The following is an 18,473-nucleotide window of genomic DNA, read 5'->3' on the forward strand; positions in this document are numbered from 1 at the left end:
ACGCCCGCCTTCCTTCGATACGGACCTGACCGATGCCCCAACCCAAGCATTCCTCCCGCCGTGTGTGGTTCTGGCTGGCCATCGCCATCGGTGCGGCAATCGCCGGCGCCGTGGCGGGATTCCTCGCGTTCTCGCCCCGCCCGGCAGCGGACCAGGCGGCCGAGCAGCTGTACCGGGCGGAACTGCCGGACCCGGCCGGCCAGCCGGTGCGCTTCGATGCGCTGCGCGGCAAGACGCTGGTGGTCAACTTCTGGGCGCCGTGGTGCGCCCCGTGCGTGGAGGAGATGCCGGACCTGGCTGCCCTGCATCAGGAGTACCAGGGCCGCAACGTCGAGTTCGTCGGCATCGGCATCGATTCCCAGAGCAACATCGCCAGGTTTCTCGAAAAGGTACCGGTCAACTACCCCCTGGCGGTAGCCGGGTTTGCCGGCACGGAGATGGCCCGCGGCTTCGGCAACGCGGCGGGGGGCCTGCCCTATACCGTGGTGATCGATCCGCAAGGCGCCGTCACCCTGCGAAAAATGGGCAGGATCAGCGTAGAAGAACTCCGTTCCGCACTTCCGGCGCGCTGAATGATCGCGCCCGGCCTGGCTTCCCGCGAGATCGTCCGCGCCCCGCCATCGGCGGCCGGCGCGACGATCTGCCGGCTTTTGCATGTAACCGGCAGGATACATACCGCCTTTGGCGCCGATCTGCCCCCGGGCAAACCGCGCAACAGGCCGCTGCGCATCGGAGTGCATCGTGAGGCTGCAGCGCTCGCCCGGCGTGCTGGACAAATCGCTCTAAGTTACGGTAATCTCCGCGCAATTTCGTTGAACTGGTCCAGCAGCCGTGACCGATAACCGTCCAAGCCCCCGCTCAGCGTGCTACCGTCAGGTGCTTGTCCTCCATGGGCCGAACCTGAACCTGCTGGGAACGCGGGAGCCGCAGACCTACGGCGCGACCACGCTGGCTGCGATCGATGCCGCCCTGGCAAACCGGGCGGCACAGGCGGGCATCGGCCTGCGCACCTTCCAGTCCAACCATGAGGGCGCACTGATCGATCGTATCCACGCCGCGCGTGACGAGGGCGTGGACTTCATCATCATCAATCCCGCTGCCTATACCCATACCAGCGTGGCGTTGCGCGATGCCCTGGCCGCCGTCGCGGTGCCGTTCGTCGAAGTGCACCTGTCGAACGTGCACCGACGCGAGAGCTTCCGCCACCGGTCCTTCTTCTCGGACCTGGCGGTGGGCGTCATCTGCGGGCTGGGCTGGCAAGGTTATCTGCTGGCCCTGGAATACGCACTGGGACAGGAACAGGCGCCGCCGGCGGCCTGACACCCGTACCCCGGGAACACAGTCATTTGCGGCAGCGGGCCAGCGTCTGGCCCGCTGCCGCGTGGGCGCAGGGCCCTGCCCCCGCCCGCACCGAATTTTCGGCCGCGCCGCTTCCAGGCGAGACCGGACAACCCGATTCAGGAGGAAAACAAGATGGACCTGCGCAAGCTGAAGACGCTGATCGACCTGGTGGCCGAGTCCGGCATCTCGGAGCTCGAGGTCACCGAGGGCGAGGGCAAGGTGCGCATCGTCAAGGCGCCCCCTCAGGTCGCCCAGCAGCCGATGACGCTGCCCGCGATGCCGGCGATCACTGCCAGTCCGGTCGCCTCGCCGGCCGCGGCCGCCGCACCGGTCGATGTCACGCCGCAGGCGCCGGCCGGGCACGTGATCACCTCGCCGATGGTTGGCACCTTCTACCGCGCACCGTCCCCGGGCGCGGCGCCGTTCGTCAACGTGGGGGATACCGTCAAGGAAGGCCAGACGGTCTGCATCATCGAAGCGATGAAGCTGCTCAATGAAATCGAAAGCGACAAGGCCGGCGTCATCAAGGAAATCCTGGTCGAGAACGGCCAGGCCGTCGAGTACGGCCAGCCGCTGTTCGTGATCGGCTGACGCACGCCGGCACCGACGGCATGCCGGTGCATCCGCTCCCTGCCGGCCGCGACGCGGCTCCGGCAGGGGCGAACCGCATGGGTGCCGCCGCCACACTGGCGCCGGGCGCGCCATCGACAGTGCAAGCCGGACCGGAACTGCCCGGCAGACGGGCAAGGGCAGTCCGGCAACCCGCGGCGGTCATCACGTGCAGGACGTCGCCTTCGCAAGGCGGCGCCGACCTTCTGCTTCTGCTGCGCAGAGAGACACTATGTTTGAAAAAATCCTGATCGCGAACCGCGGCGAAATCGCCCTTCGCATCCAGCGCGCCTGCCGCGAGCTCGGCATCAAGACCGTCGTGGTCTACTCCGAGGCCGACAAGGAGGCCAAATACGTCAAGCTGGCCGACGAAGCCGTCTGCATCGGACCCGCGCCGTCGCCCCTGTCGTACCTGAACATGCCGGCCATCATCTCGGCGGCCGAGGTTACCGACGCCCAGGCGATCCACCCGGGCTACGGCTTCCTGTCCGAGAATGCCGATTTCGCCGAACGCGTGGAGAAGTCCGGCTTCGTCTTCATCGGCCCGACCCCCGAATCGATCCGTCTGATGGGCGACAAGGTGTCGGCCAAGCAGGCGATGATCAAGTCCGGCGTGCCCTGCGTGCCAGGCTCCGAGGGCGCCCTGCCCGAGGATCCGAAGGAAATCCTGGCCACGGCGCGCCGCGTCGGCTACCCGGTCATCATCAAGGCCGCCGGCGGCGGCGGTGGCCGCGGCATGCGCGTGGTCCATACGGAAGCGGCGCTGCTCAACGCGGTCAACATGACCCGCGAGGAAGCCGGCCGCGCATTCGGCAATCCGGAGGTCTACATGGAGAAATTCCTGGAGAACCCCCGGCACATCGAGATCCAGGTGCTGGCCGACCAGCATCGCCAGGCGATCTGGCTGGGCGAGCGCGACTGCTCGATGCAGCGCCGCCACCAGAAGGTCATCGAGGAAGCGCCGGCACCGCATATTCCGCGCCGCCTGATCGACCGCATCGGCGACCGCTGCGCGGAGGCCTGCAAGAAGATCGGCTACCGGGGTGCAGGCACCTTCGAATTCCTGTACGAGAACAACGAGTTCTACTTCATCGAGATGAACACCCGGGTCCAGGTCGAGCACCCGGTCACCGAGATGATCACCGGCATCGATATCGTGCAGGAGCAGATCCGCATCGCCTGCGGCGAGAAGCTGCGCTATCGGCAGAAGGACGTGCAGCTGCGCGGCCATTCGATCGAATGCCGCATCAACGCCGAGGACCCGTTCAAGTTCACGCCGTCGCCGGGCCGCATCACCGCCTGGCACGCGCCGGGCGGTCCGGGCGTGCGCGTCGACTCGCACGCGTATGATGGCTATTTCGTGCCGCCCAACTACGACTCGATGATCGGCAAGGTCATCACTTATGGTGCCACCCGCGAGCAGGCCATTGCCCGCATGCGGATCGCGCTGTCGGAGATGGTGGTGGACGGTATCCTGACCAACGTGCCGCTGCACCGCGAACTGATGCTTGACGCCAAGTTCGTCGAGGGCGGCACCAGCATCCACTACCTCGAACATCGCCTGGCCCAGAAGGGCGTGGCGAAGGGCGAGAAGGTCTGACCCCGGGGCAACCCGGTCACTACAGGGACGAGCGCGTGGCATTTCAGGAGTGTGTGATCGAGATTGCGCAGGAGCGGGCGGAAGCCTGGTCCGACGCGCTGTTCGAACTGGGCGCGCTGTCCGTGTCGGTGGAGGACGCGGACGCCGACACGCCGGACGAGCAGCCGCTGTTCGGCGAGCCGGGCATGGAGCCGCAGCGCCATGCCTGGCAACGGTCACGCCTGGTCGCGCTGTTCGACGCCGACATCGAGCCGGCGCTGGCGCTGGCCGCCGCGGCCAATGCGCTTGGCGAAGCCGTTCCCGCCCACACGCTGCGCGAGGTGCAGGACCAGGACTGGGTCCGGCTGACGCAGTCGCAGTTCGACCCGATCCAGGTCGGCGAGCGCATCTGGGTGGTGCCCTCCTGGCATGCGGCGCCGGAACCGGATGCGGTCGTACTGGAGCTCGACCCGGGCCTGGCCTTCGGTACCGGCAGCCATCCGACCACCCGGCTTTGCATGCAATGGCTGGAGCAGAACCTGCGCGCGGGCGAGACCGTGCTCGACTACGGCTGCGGCTCCGGCATCCTCGCCATCGTCGCGCGCAAGCTCGGTGCGGGCGACACGCTGGGTATCGACATCGATCCGAACGCGGTGGAAGCGTCGCGCTTCAACGCCGAGCGCAACCGCGTCAGCGCCACCTTTGCCCTGCCCGATAGCCAGGCCAATGCCGCCGACGCCGTCTACGACGTGGTGGTGGCCAATATCCTCTCCAATCCGCTCAAGCTGATGGCGGCGATGCTCAGCGCCCGCGTGCGTCCGGGCGGCCGCCTGGTGCTGTCCGGCGTGCTCGAGCGCCAGGCCGAGGAGGTGGCGGCTGCCTATGCGCCCTGGCTGGCCATGTCGGTGTGGCGCAGCGAAGAAGGCTGGGTCTGCCTGCACGGCCAGCGCGGCGCGGCCCGCTGAGCCGGCCGGTGCGCCGCTCGGGCGATTCCCTGGAGACCGGTTTCCCGTGGCCAAAGCCGAACTGCTGACCCGTTGCCCCACCTGCCAGGCCGAGCTGGTTGTCTCGCCCGGGCAGCTCGCCGTGCGCAACGGCGAAGTGGAGTGCGGCCAGTGCGACACCATCTTTGACGCGCGCCAGCATCTGATCCGCGAGGACGGCACGGACACCGTCCCCGGCGACGCCAGCGAGCCGATTCCTCCCCCTCCCAGACAGGAAACCCCTCCGCGCGACGTCAGCGCAGGCGGCTTCCTGCGTGCACCCGCCGAGGAAACGGTCGACCTTGCGCCGACCGACGTCGCCCGCGAGCAGGCCATGCTGGGCCGTGCCGCGCCGGCCGAGCCGGCCGGGGGCCCCACCGCCACGGCGTCGGCCGGCAGCGACGATCTGCTGACCCGGCATCGGCGCCGCGAACCGCGTGGAGGCGCGGTCGCGCTTCGCGCCATCGTCGCCACGCTCGTCATGCTGGCGCTGCTGCTGGCGCTGGCTGGCGCCGCGCTGCTTGCCAGGACCACGCTGGCCGCACGGCAGCCGGTGCTGCGTCCGCTGCTCGAATCGCTGTGCGCGCCGCTCGGCTGCGACGTTCCCGCGACGCGCGAGCTGGGCGCGCTGCGCATCGCGGCATCCGAACTGGAACAGGGCGAGGGTCCTGGCCAGTACCAGCTGTCCGTGACATTGCAAAACTACAGCGGCGCGCTGGTGGCCTGGCCCCGGATCGAACTGGTGCTGACCGATCTGCGCGATGCGCCCTTGCAGCGGCATCAGTTCGGGCCCGAGCAGTACCTGCAGGGCGCGCTCGCCGCCGACAAGCGTGGCCTGCCGGGGCACGCGGAACGAAGCGTTCAGGTACGATTCGGAACGAAAGGCGGTGCAGGAAGCGCCCCGGCCCTCGGCTACCGCGTGTCGATCCACTATCCCTGATCGCGCCGGCCGGGGGGCTTGCGCCAGGCGCCTGCCCATGGCGTGGCGGTGCGTCCTTCCCCTTCGTCCCGTTTTTTCGGCCTAGTTTTTCGTCCCGTTTTTTCGTCCCATCGAACCAGGAGCGACAATGAGCAATGTAACCCTTGGCGGCAACCCGATCGAAGTCGGCGGCCGCTTTCCGCAGCCCGGCGATCAGGCTCCCGCCTTCTCGCTGGTCGGCAAGGACCTGAAGGATGTGTCGCTGGCCGCGTTCGCCGGCAAGCGCAAGGTGCTCAACATCGTGCCAAGCCTGGACACCCCGGTGTGCCAGGCCTCCGCACGGCGCTTCAACCAGGCCGCCAGCGCGCTGCCCGATACGGTCGTGCTGGTGATCTCGGCGGACCTGCCCTTCGCCATGGGCCGCTTCTGCACGGCCGAAGGGCTGGACAACGTGGTGCCGCTGTCAACCATGCGCGGCGCCGCCTTCAAACAGGACTACGGCGTCGATATCCGCACCGGTCCGCTGGCCGGGCTGACCGCGCGCGCGGTGGTGGTGCTGGACCAGGACGACAAGGTGCTGTACAGCGAGCTGGTACCGGAAATCAAGACCGAGCCGGCCTACGACGCGGCGCTGGCCACGCTGCGCTGACCGCCCTGCCGGGCAACGATGGCGGGCAGCAGGCGACGACGTCGCGCCTGCCTGCCCTGCCTTGCGCTGGCCTGTCGCGGTTCCTTCTACCTACGCCATTCCACATCTTCCATGTCCAGCCTGATCTGCGGCTCCGTCGCCTACGACACCATCATGACCTTCGAGGGCCGCTTCCGCGACCACATCCTGCCTGACCAGATCCACATGCTGAATGTGTCGTTCCTGGTGCCCGGGATGCGGCGCGAATTCGGCGGCTGCGCCGGCAACATCGCCTACAGCCTGAAGCTGCTGGGCGGCGAGCCGGTGGTGATGGCGACCGTCGGCGAGGATGCGGGACCGTACCTGGACTATCTGCGCGGCCTGGGCATCTCCACCGAGCACATCCGCACCATGCCGGGCACCTTCACGGCGCAGGCCATGATCACCACCGATCTGGAGAACAACCAGATCACCGCCTTCCATCCGGGTGCGATGAACCAGTCGCAGTCGTCCAACGTCCACGACGCCGTGCGCGGTGCCGAGCGCCCCAGGGTCGGCATCGTCGCGCCCGATAGCCGGGAAGGCATGCTGCACCATGCCCGTCAGTTTGCCGAGGCGGACATCCCCTTCATCTTCGACCTGGGACAGGCCATGCCGCTGTTCGACGGCGAGGCGCTGCGCGACTTTGTCGAACTCGCCAGCTACGTGACGGTCAACGACTACGAGGCCCAGGTACTGGAGGCTCGCACCGGCTGGAGCCGCGAGCAGGTCGCCGGGCGCGTGCGCGCCTACATCGTGACCCATGGCGAGAAGGGCGCGACCATTCTGGCCGATGGCCGGCAGTACAATATTCCCGCCGTCCAGGCCGAGCAGGTGGTCGATCCGACCGGTTGCGGCGACGCCTTCCGTGGCGGCCTGCTGTACGGTCTCGAGGAAGGCTACGACTGGGAGACCACCGGGCGGCTCGCCAGCCTGATGGGGGCCCTGAAGATCGCACAGCAGGGGCCTCAGAACTACAAGCTGTCGCGGCAGCAGATCGAGGAACGCTTCGAGTCCGCGTTCGGCTTCCGTTTCGCGTAAACCCTTGCGGGGAAATACCATGCAAACCCTGATCCGACCCTGTGGCCTCGCCCTTGTCGCGGCCGCCACCCTGGTGGCCGGTTGTGCCACGCAATCCAGCTCCGCCAGCATCTACACGCCATCCCAGGCGCAGCGCGAACAGACGCTGCGCTACGGCGTCGTCGAGAGCGTGCGCGAGATCATGATCCAGGGCCAGCCCACCGGGGCGGGCACCATTGCCGGCGGCGCCATCGGCGGCATCGCGGCGGGCAGCTCCATCGGCAGCGGCAGCGGCTCGGTCGCTGCCGGCATCCTCGGTGCCGTGCTCGGTGGTATCGCAGGCAGCGCGGTCGAGAACCGCATCGATCAACGCCGCGGTCTGGAGATCACCGTACGCCTGGACAACGGCGAGATGCGCGCCATCACGCAGGACGCCGACGAGCTGTTCCGGCCCGGCGAGCGGGTCCGCCTGCTGACCTCCGGGGGCGTTACGCGCGTGACGCATTGACACGCGCGGGACCGGGTCAGGAAAGCCGCCCTTCGGGGCGGTTTTTTTTGCGCCGCAACGGGCCGCCCTGGCCGGCGCAAATGAAAAACCCGCCGGGGCAGGCGCCGCCGGCGGGTCTGGCAAGCCGCCAGGCTTGCCGACCGGATACGGCGTATCCGGTCATCGTGGCACGCAAGGCGTGCCTGCTGGTCCCCGCAAGGGGGAACGCGGATGCGGCATCGGCGCGGACACGCCGACTCGACCGCTTACGGGCGGCTGCCCGTCGGGAACGGCCATGCCGCCGCCGGGCTCAGCGTGGTCTTCGCTGCGGGCGTCGGCGCCGGTGCAGCGGCGGCAGGAGCCGGCGCTGCCGAGGCAGCCTGCTTGCTGGCGGCAGCCGACTTGCGCGGTGCCGACTTGCGAGCCGGTGCCGCAGCCTGCGTATCGGCAGCAGCAGCCTTCTTCGCCGGAGCGGCGGCCTTCTTGCTCGCGGTCTTCACGGAAGCGCCGTTGCCGGACGCGTTGCCCGCGGCCTTTGCGGAAGTCTTGCCCGCGGTCCTGCTTGCAGCCTTGCTCGCGGTCTTGCCTGCGGTCTTGCTTGCGGTCTTGCCAGCAGTCTTGCCGGCAGTCCTGGTCGCAGCCTTCTTCGCCGGTGCGGCCTTCTTCGCCGCCACCTTGGTGGACGCGGTCTTCTTCGCTGTAGCGGTCTTGGCCGGCGCCTTCTTCGCGGCGACCTTCTTGGCCGCGGTCTTGGTCGCTGCCTTCTTCGCCGGCGCAGCCTTCTTCGCCGCTACCTTGGTGGACGCGCTCTTCTTCGCCGCAGCGGTCTTGGCCGGCGCCTTCTTGGCCGCTACCTTGCTGGTCGCGGTCTTCTTGGCGGCCGTCTTGCCAGCCGGTGCAGCGGCCTTCTTCGCCGCTACCTTCTTCGCCGGTGCTTCCTTCTTAGCGGCGGCTGCCTTCTTGGCCGGAGCGGCCTTCTTGGCCGCGGGTTTCTTCTTCGCAGTCGTTGCCATGGATAACTCCTTCACTGAAGCGTGAATATCGAATGTCCCAGATTGGCGACCCGACCGACCCGAGGCAGACAGCTGTCACCCCAGTCGAGCGAGCGATTCATCGGCGCACCGCCGTTTCGTTGCCGCACGCTAATGAATTCCTTCGCAGGCGCCACGCCGGACCGGCCGGGCAGCTTCGTCATGACGAACGGCATGGCGGGCTGCCGGCCCGCCGCTTGCCGCGGCCTGCGGTATTCGATCCGCTCGCGCGTCGTTGACCGACGGCGCGCGGCGTAAAAAGTAGGAGGTTTCCGACGACAGACCTTCACGCAGTGCAGGCATCGCGGCAATCGCTCTCGTCATCTCATTTGCGATTACCACGAGCATCCGGCAGACGTCGTTCGATTCGAGGCAGCCCACCCATCCCGTCATTGGGTCGAAGGAGTCAGTACGCTTGATATGAAGCCAGCCCGGTCTGGTCTGCGTCAAAGTTCTGTCGCTCCTTGGCTCTCCGCGACACCATCATCGAAGCCATTGCCGCCACCGCCATTGCCGCTCTCCCCGTCGCGGCGATCATCACGTTTATCGTTTGCGTTCTGCACGTGAATGGCTTGTTGCGGTCTTGCTTCCATGCAGCGAAGTCGGACTCTTGTCAAGGCGAATCATAATTCGTTTGGTCGGTGATGTTAAGAAAAAAGTTCAAAAAAACCGGCCCCTCAAAGCGATGAAATCGATGGCCCTGATGAAGGACCGATTGAAGCGTTGATCGCATCGTGATGAGGGCATGTCGAAGGCCCTTCATGCCGTCGCGCATCGCGGTCATCGTGATGGTTCTCGTCATCGATCGAGGACACCGACATGCATCGGCGCGGCGATGTATCGCGATGCGTTTTGCCTTGCCCGATAGCTCTTGCGAAGCGCCCCGCTGCACCGCTCGGAGCCATCGAGCGGGTCCACGCCAAGGGGGCTCGCAACGCTCCATGCATGCGCCGCACCCATGCCGCCGCCGTCCGCAAAGCCGCATACCGCAAGGCTTTGCGGACGGTCGATGCGAAGCGCATGCGCTTGCGCGAGGGCGTCCGCGATGCAACGCGAGGCGGGTCGGCGGCAAGCGTCCGCGGGCATCGACGGCCGTGTGCGAGGGGTGCGATGTCGCCCGCTATCCGACGTGCGCACGGCCACCTTCGCATCGCGCGCGACGCCCTGCATCGCCGCTCGCTGCCCCGGTGCTCGCGCTGGCGGCGATGGATGCAACGCCGCGGGCATCGTCATTGCGCGAGGTTGCTGGCCTGCCGTCATGACGGCGTCAGTGATGCATCCACGCAACGCTCGCTGCCGTGCAAGGCATCGTCACAGTGGCGCGGGCGACCGGATCGCATGCGCGCACCGCATGCGGACATGCGCAGATTTCGTTACCGCCTGCGGCGGCGCTGCTCCTACCATCGGTGATCGGCCGGCCCCCGGATCGGGATGCATGGCCTGGAACAACGAAAGGAGGAAACCCATGCAGACCAGTGCCGCCTACGCGGACGCACCGCCCATCATCCAGCCTGGCCAGCGAAGGCGGGCCATCATCGCCACCGTGATCGGCAATGGTCTCGAGTGGTTCGACTTCACTGTCTACAGCTTCTTCGCCGTCATCATCGCCAGGCTGTTCTTCCCCACCGGCGACGACCTGTCGTCGCTGCTGCTGGCGGTCGCCACCTTCGGCGTCGGCTTCTTCATGCGGCCGGTCGGCGGCATCGTGCTCGGCATCTATGCCGACCGCGTGGGCCGCAAGGCAGCGCTGTCGCTGACCATCCTGCTGATGGCCGTCGGCACCACCATCATCGGCATCGCGCCGACGTACGAGCAGATCGGCATCTTCGCGCCACTGCTGATCGTGATCGCCCGCCTGATGCAGGGCTTCTCCGCCGGTGGCGAGATGGGTGGGGCGACCGCCTTCCTCACCGAGTACGCACCCGAGCGCGAGCGCGCCTATTACTCCAGCTGGATCCAGGCCAGCATCGGCGTCGCCGTGCTGCTTGGCGCGGCGGTCGGCACCTTCGTCACCAGCGCGCTGTCGACCGAGGCACTGAACAGCTGGGGCTGGCGCCTGCCCTTCCTGCTCGGCATCATCATCGGTCCAGTCGGCTACTACATCCGCCACCACCTGGACGAGACCCCGACCTTCCGCGCCGAAACCACCGAGCGTTCCGAGCAGCCGCTGCGCGAAGTCCTGCGCTCGTACCCGCGAGAGACCCTGGCCAGCTTCTCGATGGTGATCCTGTGGACGGTCTGCACCTACGTGCTGCTGTTCTATATGCCGACCTACTCGATCAAAGTGCTCAACGTGCCGCAGTCGACCGGCTTCATCGCGGGCATGGTCGGCGGGCTGGCGATCATGGTGTTCTCGCCCATCGTCGGCCGGCTTGCCGACCGTATCGGTCGCCGGGTCCTGCTATCGGGTGCCGCGGTGCTGATCCTGGTGCTCGCCTGGCCGATGTTCGCGCTGATCAACCAGGCGCCAGGGCTGACCACGCTCGTGCTCTTCCAGCTCGTGTTCGGCGTGCTGATCGCCACCTACACCGGCCCGATCCTGGCGGCCTTCTCGGAACTGTTCCCCGCCAAGGTGCTCTCCACCGGCCTGTCGGTCGCCTACAACTTCGCGGTGACCATCTTCGGCGGCTTCGCGTCCTTCATCATCACCTGGCTGATCGCCACCACCGGCAGCACCATGGCACCCGCCATCTACGTGATGATCGCCGCCGCCATCAGCCTCGTCGGCACCCGCTTCGTGCGCGAGCCCGCCTACCTGCAACGCCATTGAATCCCATGTCACGTACCCTGCTGAAGGGCGGCAACGTCCTTGACCCCGCCCAGGGCGCCATGCTGCGCCACCATGATGTCCTGATCGAAGGCGAGCGCATCGTCGCGGTCTCCTCCACCCCCATCGACGCCCCCGATGCGACGGTGATCGATGCTGGCGGCAAGACCGTGATGCCGGGCCTGATCGACTGCCACGTCCACGTGCTGGCTTCGCTGGCCAACCTGGGCATCAACGCCAGCCAGCCCAATGTGCTGGTGGCGATCCGCGCGCTGCCGATCCTGCGCGCCATGCTCGATCGCGGCTTCACCACCGTGCGCGATGCCGGCGGCGCCGACTGGGGCCTGTCCCAGGCCATCGCCACCGGGCTTGTTCCCGGCCCACGCATCTTCCCCTCGGGCAAGGCGCTGTCGCAGACCGGCGGCCACGGCGATTTCCGCCCCCGCGGCGACGTGCTCGAGCCGTGCTCGTGCGCCTTCCGCGCCGGCGCGATCGCCCGGGTCGTCGATGGCGTCGATGCGGTGCGGCTGGCAGTGCGGGAAGAGATTCAAAAGGGCGCGACCCAGATCAAGATCATGGCCTCCGGGGGCGTGGCCTCCCCCACCGATCCGATCGCCAACACCCAGTACAGCGAGGCCGAGATCCGTGCCATCGTCGAGGAAGCGGAAGCGGCGCAGACCTATGTCGCCGCGCATGCCTATACCGGCCGCGCCATCAGCCGCGCGGTGCGCTGCGGGGTGCGGACCATCGAGCATGGCAATCTTGTCGACCGCGAGGCCGCCGGGCTGATGCGCAAGCATGGCGCCTTCGTGGTGCCGACCGTCGTCACCTATGAAGCGCTGGCGCGCGATGGCGCGCGGCTGGGCCTGCCCCCCGAATCGGTCGCCAAGATCGAGACCGTGCGGCAGGCAGGGCGCGATTCGCTGCGCATCTATGCCGACGCCGGCGTGCAGATGGGCTTCGGCTCCGACCTGCTGGGCGAGATGCACGACTGCCAGGCCGACGAGTTCCTGATCCGCGCCGATGTGCTGGGCAACCTGGAAGCGATCCGCTCGGCCACCTCGGTAGGCGCGGCCATCCTGCAGCGCGAGGGCGAGCTCGGCACGGTCCGCGCCGGTGCGCAGGCCGACCTGTTGCTGGTCGATGGCGATCCGTTGCAGGACATCACGCTGCTGACGGGGCAAGGCCGGCACCTGTCGATGGTGATGCAGGCAGGCCGCATGCATCGCCGGCCCACGGCCTGACGCTGCTCCCCGGTGCTCTATCATGGCGGCTCGATCGACCGGACGCCGCCATGCGTATCACCCCTCTTCCGCCCCTGCCCTGCCTGATCGCCTTCGAGGCGTCGATGCGGCATGGCAGCTTCACGCGCGCCGCCGCCGAGCTGCACCTGACGCAAAGCGCGATCAGCCGGCAGGTGGCGCAACTCGAGCAATTCCTCGGCAAGAAGCTGTTCATCCGTGAGCCGCGGGCACTGCGCCTGACGGTCAGCGGCCAGCGCTATGCCGAGGTCGTGCAGCGACTGCTGGTGGGCTGCGCCGAAGCGACCGAGGAGGTGATGAAGCGCAAGGGACCAAGCGAGCTGACGGTCGCCTGCTCCTCCGGCGTTGCCGTGCTGTGGCTGACCCCGCGGCTGGCGCGTTTTCGCCAGACGCATCCGGAGGTCCAGCTGCGTCTGCTGGTCAACGACAGCCTGGCCTCGCTGTCCGCATCCGAGTTCGATATCGGTGTCTACTATCTGCGCCAGGGACCGCCGCTGGAGGTGGCCGCGCGCCGGCTGTACGACGAGGAGGTGCTGCCGGTCTGCGCGCCCTCCTATCTGGACCGGGGACGGCGGACGCCACTGCGGCCGCTCGAACTGCTCGACGAGACACTGCTGGTGCTGGAGGATGCGCAGCGCAACTGGATGACCTGGGAGGCCTGGTTTGCCCAGAACGGTCTGCCCGACGCGCGGCCCCAGCGCCGCGTGGTGGCCAATCAGTATCCGGTGCTGCTGCAGCTAGCCATCGAAGGTCACGGCATCGTGCTGGGCTGGCGGCACATGGTGGATGCCTGCCTGCGCGACGGCCTGCTGGTGCCCGCGGCCGATACCGCGGCCAGCCTGGGCGGCGGCTACTACGCGGTATGGCCGCGCGATCGCGTGGAGCCGGCCGGCGCACGGCTGTTCCGGCAATGGCTGATCGAGCAGACAGCCGTGCCGACCTGAAGCCGCCTTTCCACTTGCAGCGGCGGGGAAGCTCAGCTCGCGGCGCCAATCGGCAACGGCGCGCCGCTCTTGACCTCATTGAGCACGATGCTGGAGCGAATGCCGGTCACGCCCGGCAGGCGGAACACGACGTCGTGCAGGAAGGCATCGTAGGCCCGCACATCGGGCGTCAGCACCTTCAGCAGATAGTCCGCCTGCCCGGTGGTGCGATAGCACTCCACGATCGCCGGGCATTCGCGCACCGCGGCCTCGAACTCGTCGACCACCGTCTCGCTGTGGCGCGTCAGATTGACCTCGGCCAGCACGCAGTTGGACAGCCCGACTCGCTCCCGGTCCACCCAGATCGTGTAGTTGCGGATCACCCCGCTTTCTTCCATGGCCTTGAGCCGCTTCCAGCAGGGCGTCACCGACAGCCCGACCGCCGCCGCCAGTTGCTGCAGCGACTGCCGCGCGTCGCGCTGCAGCTCGACGAGGATGCGGCGCGAGTACTCGTCGGGAACCGGATCATTTTTCATATCGGTAAGAACGAACAAGGATTTCCGCAAATCTAGCGCTCCCCGGCGAAAAGAGGAAAGCCTTTTCTCGTTTCCCGCGCCTAGACTGGTGCTGGGTACACCCACAGGCACAGGCGCCCCGCTCCGCGCAGCATCCATTGCGGCCGGGCCGGCGGCGACCGCAGCACCGGCACAGGTGGAGGGGATATGGAGACAAGGGCAGTCCGTACCGACTATCAGCTCGCGGACAACCTGACCGCGCCATCGGGGCAGGTCTTTCTCAGCGGCACCCAGGCGCTGGTGCGGCTGGTCCTGGAACAGGCCCGGCGCGACCGCGCCGCGGGGCTGGACACGGCCGGCTTCGTCAGCGGCTACCGCGGGTCGCCGCTGGGCATGGTGGATCAGGCAATGTGGAAGGCGGCACCGTTGCTCGACGCTGCCAGGGTGCGCTTCCTGCCGGCGATCAACGAGGAACTGGGCGCCACCGCGGTGCTCGGCACCCAGCAGGTCGAAAGCGATCCGCAGCGCAACGTGCAGGGCGTGTTCGGCCTCTGGTACGGCAAGGGCCCCGGCGTGGACCGCGCGGGCGACGCCCTGAAGCACGGCAACGCCTACGGCAGCTCGCCGCATGGCGGCGTGCTGGTGGTGGCCGGTGACGATCACGGCTGCGTCTCGTCCTCCATGTCGCACCAGAGCGGCTTTGCGATGCAGGCATGGTCGATGCCGGTGGTCGCCCCCGCCGACGTGGCCGAGTATCTGGAATTCGGCCTCTACGGCTGGGCGCTGTCGCGCTACTCGGGCAACTGGGTCGGCTTCACCGCGCTGTCGGAAACCGTCGAGAGCGCGATGACCGTGGACCTGGACCGACTGCAAGGACGGGTCGCGCGCTGGCGCGACGCCGATGCGGTACGCCTGGCCACCGGCCATCGGGCGCCGGACGACGGGCTGCACTACCGCTGGCCCGACCTGCCCTCGCCGCGCATCGAGATGCGGCTGGGCGCCAAGCTGGACGCGGTACGCGCCTTCGCCCGCGTCAACAGCATCGACCGCATGGTGGTCGACAGCCCCAGGGCCATCGCCGGCATCCTCACCTGCGGCAAGGCCCATCACGATCTGATGGAGGTGTTCCGCCGGCTCGGTATCGACGAGCAGGCGTTGTCCGCCGCCGGTATCCGCATCTACAAGGTGGGACTGGCCTTCCCCGTCGAGCCGAGCCGCCTTATCACCTTCGCCCAGGGGCTGCGCGAGATCCTGGTGGTCGAGGAAAAGGGACCGCTGCTCGAGCGCCAACTGCAGGCGTTGTTCTACAACGCGCCGCCGCATGCCCGCCCGGCCATCCTCGGCAAACTCGACGCGCAAGGTCATCCGCTGCTGCCCGAGCGGGAGGAGATGCGGCCGTCGCGGCTGATCGCCATCGTCGCGGCCTGGCTGGCCCGCCACTGTCCGTCACTGGACCGTCGCGAGCTGGTGCCGGCCTTCGTCGCCGCGCCGCTACTGTCCAATGCCGCCGACGGCGTGCGCCGCCAGCCCTATTTCTGTCCCGGCTGCCCGCACAACACCTCGACCAAAGTTCCCGAGGGCTCGCGCGCGCAGGCCGGCATCGGCTGCCACTTCATGGCCAGCTGGATGGAGCGCGATACCTCGGGCCTGATCCAGATGGGCGGCGAAGGCGTGGACTGGGTCGCGCACAGCCGCTTCACGGACACGCCACACGTGTTCCAGAACCTGGGCGACGGTACCTACTACCACTCCGGCTCGCTGGCCATCCGGCAGGCCGTCGCGGCCAAGGCCACCATCACCTTCAAGATCCTGTGCAACGACGCGGTGGCGATGACCGGCGGGCAACCGGTCGACGGGCCGCTCAGCGTCGACGCGATCGCGCGCCAGGTGGCGGCGGAGGGCGTGGGGCGGGTCGCCGTCGTCAGCGACCGAGTGCCCAGGCATGGCGCGCCCCATCCGCTTGGTGCCGATGCCTTTCCCGCCGGTACCACCTTCCATCCGCGCGAGGATCTGGACGGCGTGCAACGCGAGCTGCGCGAGATGCCGGGTGTGACCGTGCTGCTCTACGAACAGACCTGCGCCGCGGAACTGCGGCGGCGCCGCAAGTCCGGACGCGCGCCGCAGGCCACGCGCCGGGTCTTCATCAACGAGGCGGTCTGCGAGGGATGCGGCGACTGCAGCGTGCAATCGAACTGCCTGGCGGTGCAACCGCTGGAGACGCCGCTTGGGCGCAAGCGCCAGATCGATCAGGCCGCCTGCAACCACGACGAATCCTGCCTGAAGGGCTTCTGCCCCAGCTTCGTCACTGTCGAAGGGGCGGCACTGCGGCGCCCGGTACGGCCGGGCACCACCGACGATCCACTGCGCACGCTGGCGGCAGCCCTGCCGCTGCCGGCGCCGCGCCTCGGCCCGGGACCGTTCGACATCCTGGTCGCCGGCGTGGGCGGCACGGGGGTGGTCACGGTGGGCGCCCTGATTGCGATGGCCGCCCATCTCGAGGGTCGCGTCGCCAGCGTGCTCGACTTCATGGGCTTCGCGCAGAAAGGGGGCGCCGTGCTGTCCTTCGTGCGCCTGGCCGACAGCCGCCGCTGGCTGAACCAGGCCCGCATCGATGCCCAGCAGGCCGATGCCGTGATTGCCTGCGACCTTGCGGTGGGCGCTTCCCCCGACGTGCTGCTGACCGTCGCGCCACGCCGCACGCAGATCGTGGTCAACCGCCATCCGACACCGGTCGCCGCCTTCCAGCGCGACCCCGACGCCGACCTGCATGTCGATGCCCTGCTGGAGAAGCTGCGCCATGCGGCGGGCTCCGGTAGCCTGGAAGCGCTGGACGCGCAGACACTGGCCACCGACTTTCTCGGCGACGCGGTGACGGCCAATATCGTGATGCTGGGCTTCGCCTGGCAGAAGGGGCTGGTGCCGGTGTCGCTCGCCGCCCTCGCCCGTGCCATCGAACTCAATGCCGTCGCGGTCGACGCCAACCTGGAAGCCTTCGCGCTGGGACGCGTCGCCGCGGCCGACCCACTGGCACTGTCCAGGCTGGCGGCGGGGCTGGGCACCCCTCCCGGGCCACACGACGCCGAGGGCACGCAAAGGCCGCTGGACGCCTTGATCGCCGAGCGTGTCGCCCTGCTGACTGCCTACCAGGACGCAGCCTATGCGGCCCGCTATCGCGCGCTGGTGGAGGAGGTGCGACGCGCCGAAAGCGCGCTGGGCCAGGCTGGCGCAGGCGAGGTCCTGACGCGGGCCGTGGCGGAGCAATTCGCCCGTCTGATGGCCTACAAGGACGAGTACGAAGTCGCGCGCCTGCATGCCGACCCGCGCTTTCGGCAAGCGCTGGCCGCCCGTTTCGACGGTCCGCTGCGCCTGCGCTTTCACATGGCGCCGCCGCTGCTCGCGCGGCGGGGCCCGCATGGCGGCGCGCCGCGCAAGATCGAGATCGGCGCGTGGCTGTGGCCGGTGCTGGGCTGGCTGGCCAGGGGCAAGCGCCTGCGCGGCACCCGCTTCGATCCATTCGGCCATACCGAAGAACGGCGCCTGGAGCGGCAGGCCATCGTCGACTACGAGAGCCGGCTGCGCGCGTTGCTGCCCGCGCTGACGCCGCAGAACCTTCCGCATGCCGTGGAGATCGCCCGCCTGCCCGCGCAGGTCCGCGGCTTCGGACACGTCAAGCTGGCCGCGTACGCCATTGCGGTGGCGCGCCTGCCGGAATTGCTGCACCGTTTCGACCCGGGTCGCTACCCCAGGCCGGAGAGCCGGCGCGGCGCCAACGGTATCGGCCAGCTGCGTGGCATTCCGGTCACGCAAGCCGCTGCAGAACCGAAGCGGCGCGCCGCGACGAGTGACAGTCCCTGAACGAAAACGGCCGGCGCCCAGGGTCGGGCGCCGGCCGCATGCATGTCTTCAGAGGTGGGATTACTTGCGGGCGGACAGGCTGCGCTCGTACTCGACATGCCGTACCAGATAGGCACGGACCTTGTCCTCGGTGTCGCGGCCCAGCCGGTCCGCTGCCTGCTGCGCGGAGCGCTTGCCGTGCGAGGACACCATCTGGGCATTCAGATAGTCGCGAAAGGAGGTCCGCACCGCTTCCAGCTCGCCGCTGCAGGCACGCACGGCATCGGCGGCGACCCGCTGGGCCGATTCACTGCTGGCGAGCGCGCGGGACGCCTTGTCGGTCGCGCATGCGGTGTACTTCTCCCGGCGCTGCTGCCACTCCGGGGCGATCGCACTGCCGCCGGTGCCGGGAGCAACATTGGTGGTCGCGGCAGCTTCCACAGCCGCCTCGCCAGTGGTGGGAGGAGAGGATGCGCAGGCGCCCAGCAACAGCGCGGCGCAGATCAGGGCAGGAACGTATCGCATGCAGCGCATCT

The 18,473-nt window shown here is 68.4% G+C and carries 18 protein-coding genes; 13 read left to right on the top strand and 5 right to left on the bottom strand.

All coding sequences use genetic code 11. The features are described 5' to 3' along the window. Positions 1 to 32: 32 nt before the first annotated feature. The 9 genes from K6V06_RS10335 (at position 33) to K6V06_RS10375 (ending at position 7,626) form a co-directional block, all read left to right on the top strand. On the top strand, positions 33 to 572 hold the full coding sequence (locus K6V06_RS10335; RefSeq protein WP_222242985.1) for a TlpA disulfide reductase family protein: 540 nt from the start codon (positions 33 to 35) through the stop codon (positions 570 to 572). Positions 573 to 876: 304 nt separating this feature from the next. Beyond that, on the top strand, positions 877 to 1,320 hold the full coding sequence (gene aroQ, locus K6V06_RS10340; RefSeq protein ID WP_370637438.1) for a type II 3-dehydroquinate dehydratase: 444 nt from the start codon (positions 877 to 879) through the stop codon (positions 1,318 to 1,320). 153 nt (positions 1,321 to 1,473) lie between these two features. Continuing rightward, positions 1,474 to 1,932: an acetyl-CoA carboxylase biotin carboxyl carrier protein gene (gene accB, locus K6V06_RS10345; protein WP_222242989.1), complete on the top strand. Its 459-nt coding sequence runs from the start codon at positions 1,474 to 1,476 to the stop codon at positions 1,930 to 1,932. Positions 1,933 to 2,182: 250 nt separating this feature from the next. Further along, on the top strand, positions 2,183 to 3,550 hold the full coding sequence (gene accC, locus K6V06_RS10350) for an acetyl-CoA carboxylase biotin carboxylase subunit (RefSeq protein WP_222242991.1): 1,368 nt from the start codon (positions 2,183 to 2,185) through the stop codon (positions 3,548 to 3,550). Between the two features lie 35 nt (positions 3,551 to 3,585). Then, entirely contained in the window at positions 3,586 to 4,494 is a 909-nt protein-coding gene (gene prmA, locus K6V06_RS10355; RefSeq protein ID WP_222242993.1) for a 50S ribosomal protein L11 methyltransferase, read from the top strand. A gap of 46 nt (positions 4,495 to 4,540) precedes the next feature. Further along, positions 4,541 to 5,452 (top strand): zinc-ribbon and DUF3426 domain-containing protein, encoded by a 912-nt coding sequence (locus K6V06_RS10360; protein WP_222242995.1) that lies wholly within the window; start codon positions 4,541 to 4,543, stop codon positions 5,450 to 5,452. Between the two features lie 127 nt (positions 5,453 to 5,579). Further along, positions 5,580 to 6,080 carry a thiol peroxidase gene (gene tpx / locus K6V06_RS10365; RefSeq protein ID WP_222242997.1) on the top strand — a complete coding sequence of 167 codons (501 nt, stop codon included), beginning with the start codon at positions 5,580 to 5,582 and terminating at the stop codon, positions 6,078 to 6,080. Positions 6,081 to 6,191: 111 nt separating this feature from the next. Further along, positions 6,192 to 7,139: a carbohydrate kinase family protein gene (locus K6V06_RS10370; protein WP_222242999.1), complete on the top strand. Its 948-nt coding sequence runs from the start codon at positions 6,192 to 6,194 to the stop codon at positions 7,137 to 7,139. Positions 7,140 to 7,158: 19 nt separating this feature from the next. Then, positions 7,159 to 7,626 (top strand): hypothetical protein, encoded by a 468-nt coding sequence (locus K6V06_RS10375; protein WP_222243001.1) that lies wholly within the window; start codon positions 7,159 to 7,161, stop codon positions 7,624 to 7,626. A gap of 245 nt (positions 7,627 to 7,871) precedes the next feature. Here the strand turns inward: K6V06_RS10375 and K6V06_RS10380 are convergent, their stop codons facing one another. From K6V06_RS10380 to K6V06_RS10390, 3 genes are all read right to left on the bottom strand, one after another. Next, positions 7,872 to 8,618, bottom strand: coding sequence for a hypothetical protein (locus K6V06_RS10380; protein ID WP_222243003.1), 747 nt, complete (start codon positions 8,616 to 8,618; stop codon positions 7,872 to 7,874). Between the two features lie 129 nt (positions 8,619 to 8,747). After that, positions 8,748 to 9,086 (bottom strand): hypothetical protein, encoded by a 339-nt coding sequence (locus K6V06_RS10385; protein WP_222243005.1) that lies wholly within the window; start codon positions 9,084 to 9,086, stop codon positions 8,748 to 8,750. Further along, positions 9,083 to 9,229, bottom strand: a complete 147-nt coding sequence (locus tag K6V06_RS10390; protein WP_222243007.1) for a hypothetical protein — start codon at positions 9,227 to 9,229, stop codon at positions 9,083 to 9,085. Before K6V06_RS10390 ends, K6V06_RS10385 begins: the two co-directional genes overlap by 4 nt. An 872-nt stretch (positions 9,230 to 10,101) precedes the next feature. Between K6V06_RS10390 and K6V06_RS10395 the strand changes: the two genes are divergently transcribed. Genes K6V06_RS10395 through K6V06_RS10405 form a run of 3 tightly spaced genes read left to right on the top strand, consistent with a single transcriptional unit; the run spans position 10,102 to position 13,609 of the window. After that, on the top strand, positions 10,102 to 11,406 hold the full coding sequence (locus K6V06_RS10395; protein ID WP_222243009.1) for an MFS transporter: 1,305 nt from the start codon (positions 10,102 to 10,104) through the stop codon (positions 11,404 to 11,406). A gap of 5 nt (positions 11,407 to 11,411) precedes the next feature. Further along, entirely contained in the window at positions 11,412 to 12,647 is a 1,236-nt protein-coding gene (locus K6V06_RS10400; protein WP_222243011.1) for an amidohydrolase family protein, read from the top strand. A 50-nt stretch (positions 12,648 to 12,697) separates the two neighbouring features. Then, a complete protein-coding gene (locus K6V06_RS10405; RefSeq protein ID WP_222243013.1) occupies positions 12,698 to 13,609 on the top strand; it encodes a LysR substrate-binding domain-containing protein in 912 nt (303 codons plus the stop codon). A gap of 32 nt (positions 13,610 to 13,641) precedes the next feature. Here K6V06_RS10405 and K6V06_RS10410 read toward each other — a convergent pair whose 3' ends face one another. Further along, positions 13,642 to 14,124, bottom strand: coding sequence for an Lrp/AsnC family transcriptional regulator (locus K6V06_RS10410; RefSeq protein ID WP_222243015.1), 483 nt, complete (start codon positions 14,122 to 14,124; stop codon positions 13,642 to 13,644). A gap of 186 nt (positions 14,125 to 14,310) precedes the next feature. On the opposite strand from K6V06_RS10410, the gene K6V06_RS10415 reads away from it, so the two are divergent. Next, the gene (locus tag K6V06_RS10415) at positions 14,311 to 17,958 is read left to right on the top strand and encodes an indolepyruvate ferredoxin oxidoreductase family protein (protein ID WP_222243017.1); all 3,648 of its coding nucleotides are present in this window, start codon (positions 14,311 to 14,313) and stop codon (positions 17,956 to 17,958) included. A gap of 60 nt (positions 17,959 to 18,018) precedes the next feature. On the opposite strand, the gene K6V06_RS10420 is transcribed toward K6V06_RS10415, so the two are convergent. Continuing rightward, the gene (locus K6V06_RS10420) at positions 18,019 to 18,462 is read right to left on the bottom strand and encodes a hypothetical protein (protein WP_222243019.1); all 444 of its coding nucleotides are present in this window, start codon (positions 18,460 to 18,462) and stop codon (positions 18,019 to 18,021) included. Between the last annotated feature and the right edge of the window lie 11 nt (positions 18,463 to 18,473).

The sequence above is a fragment of the Cupriavidus sp. AU9028 genome, assembly GCF_019795295.1.
Taxonomy (GTDB): domain Bacteria; phylum Pseudomonadota; class Gammaproteobacteria; order Burkholderiales; family Burkholderiaceae; genus Cupriavidus.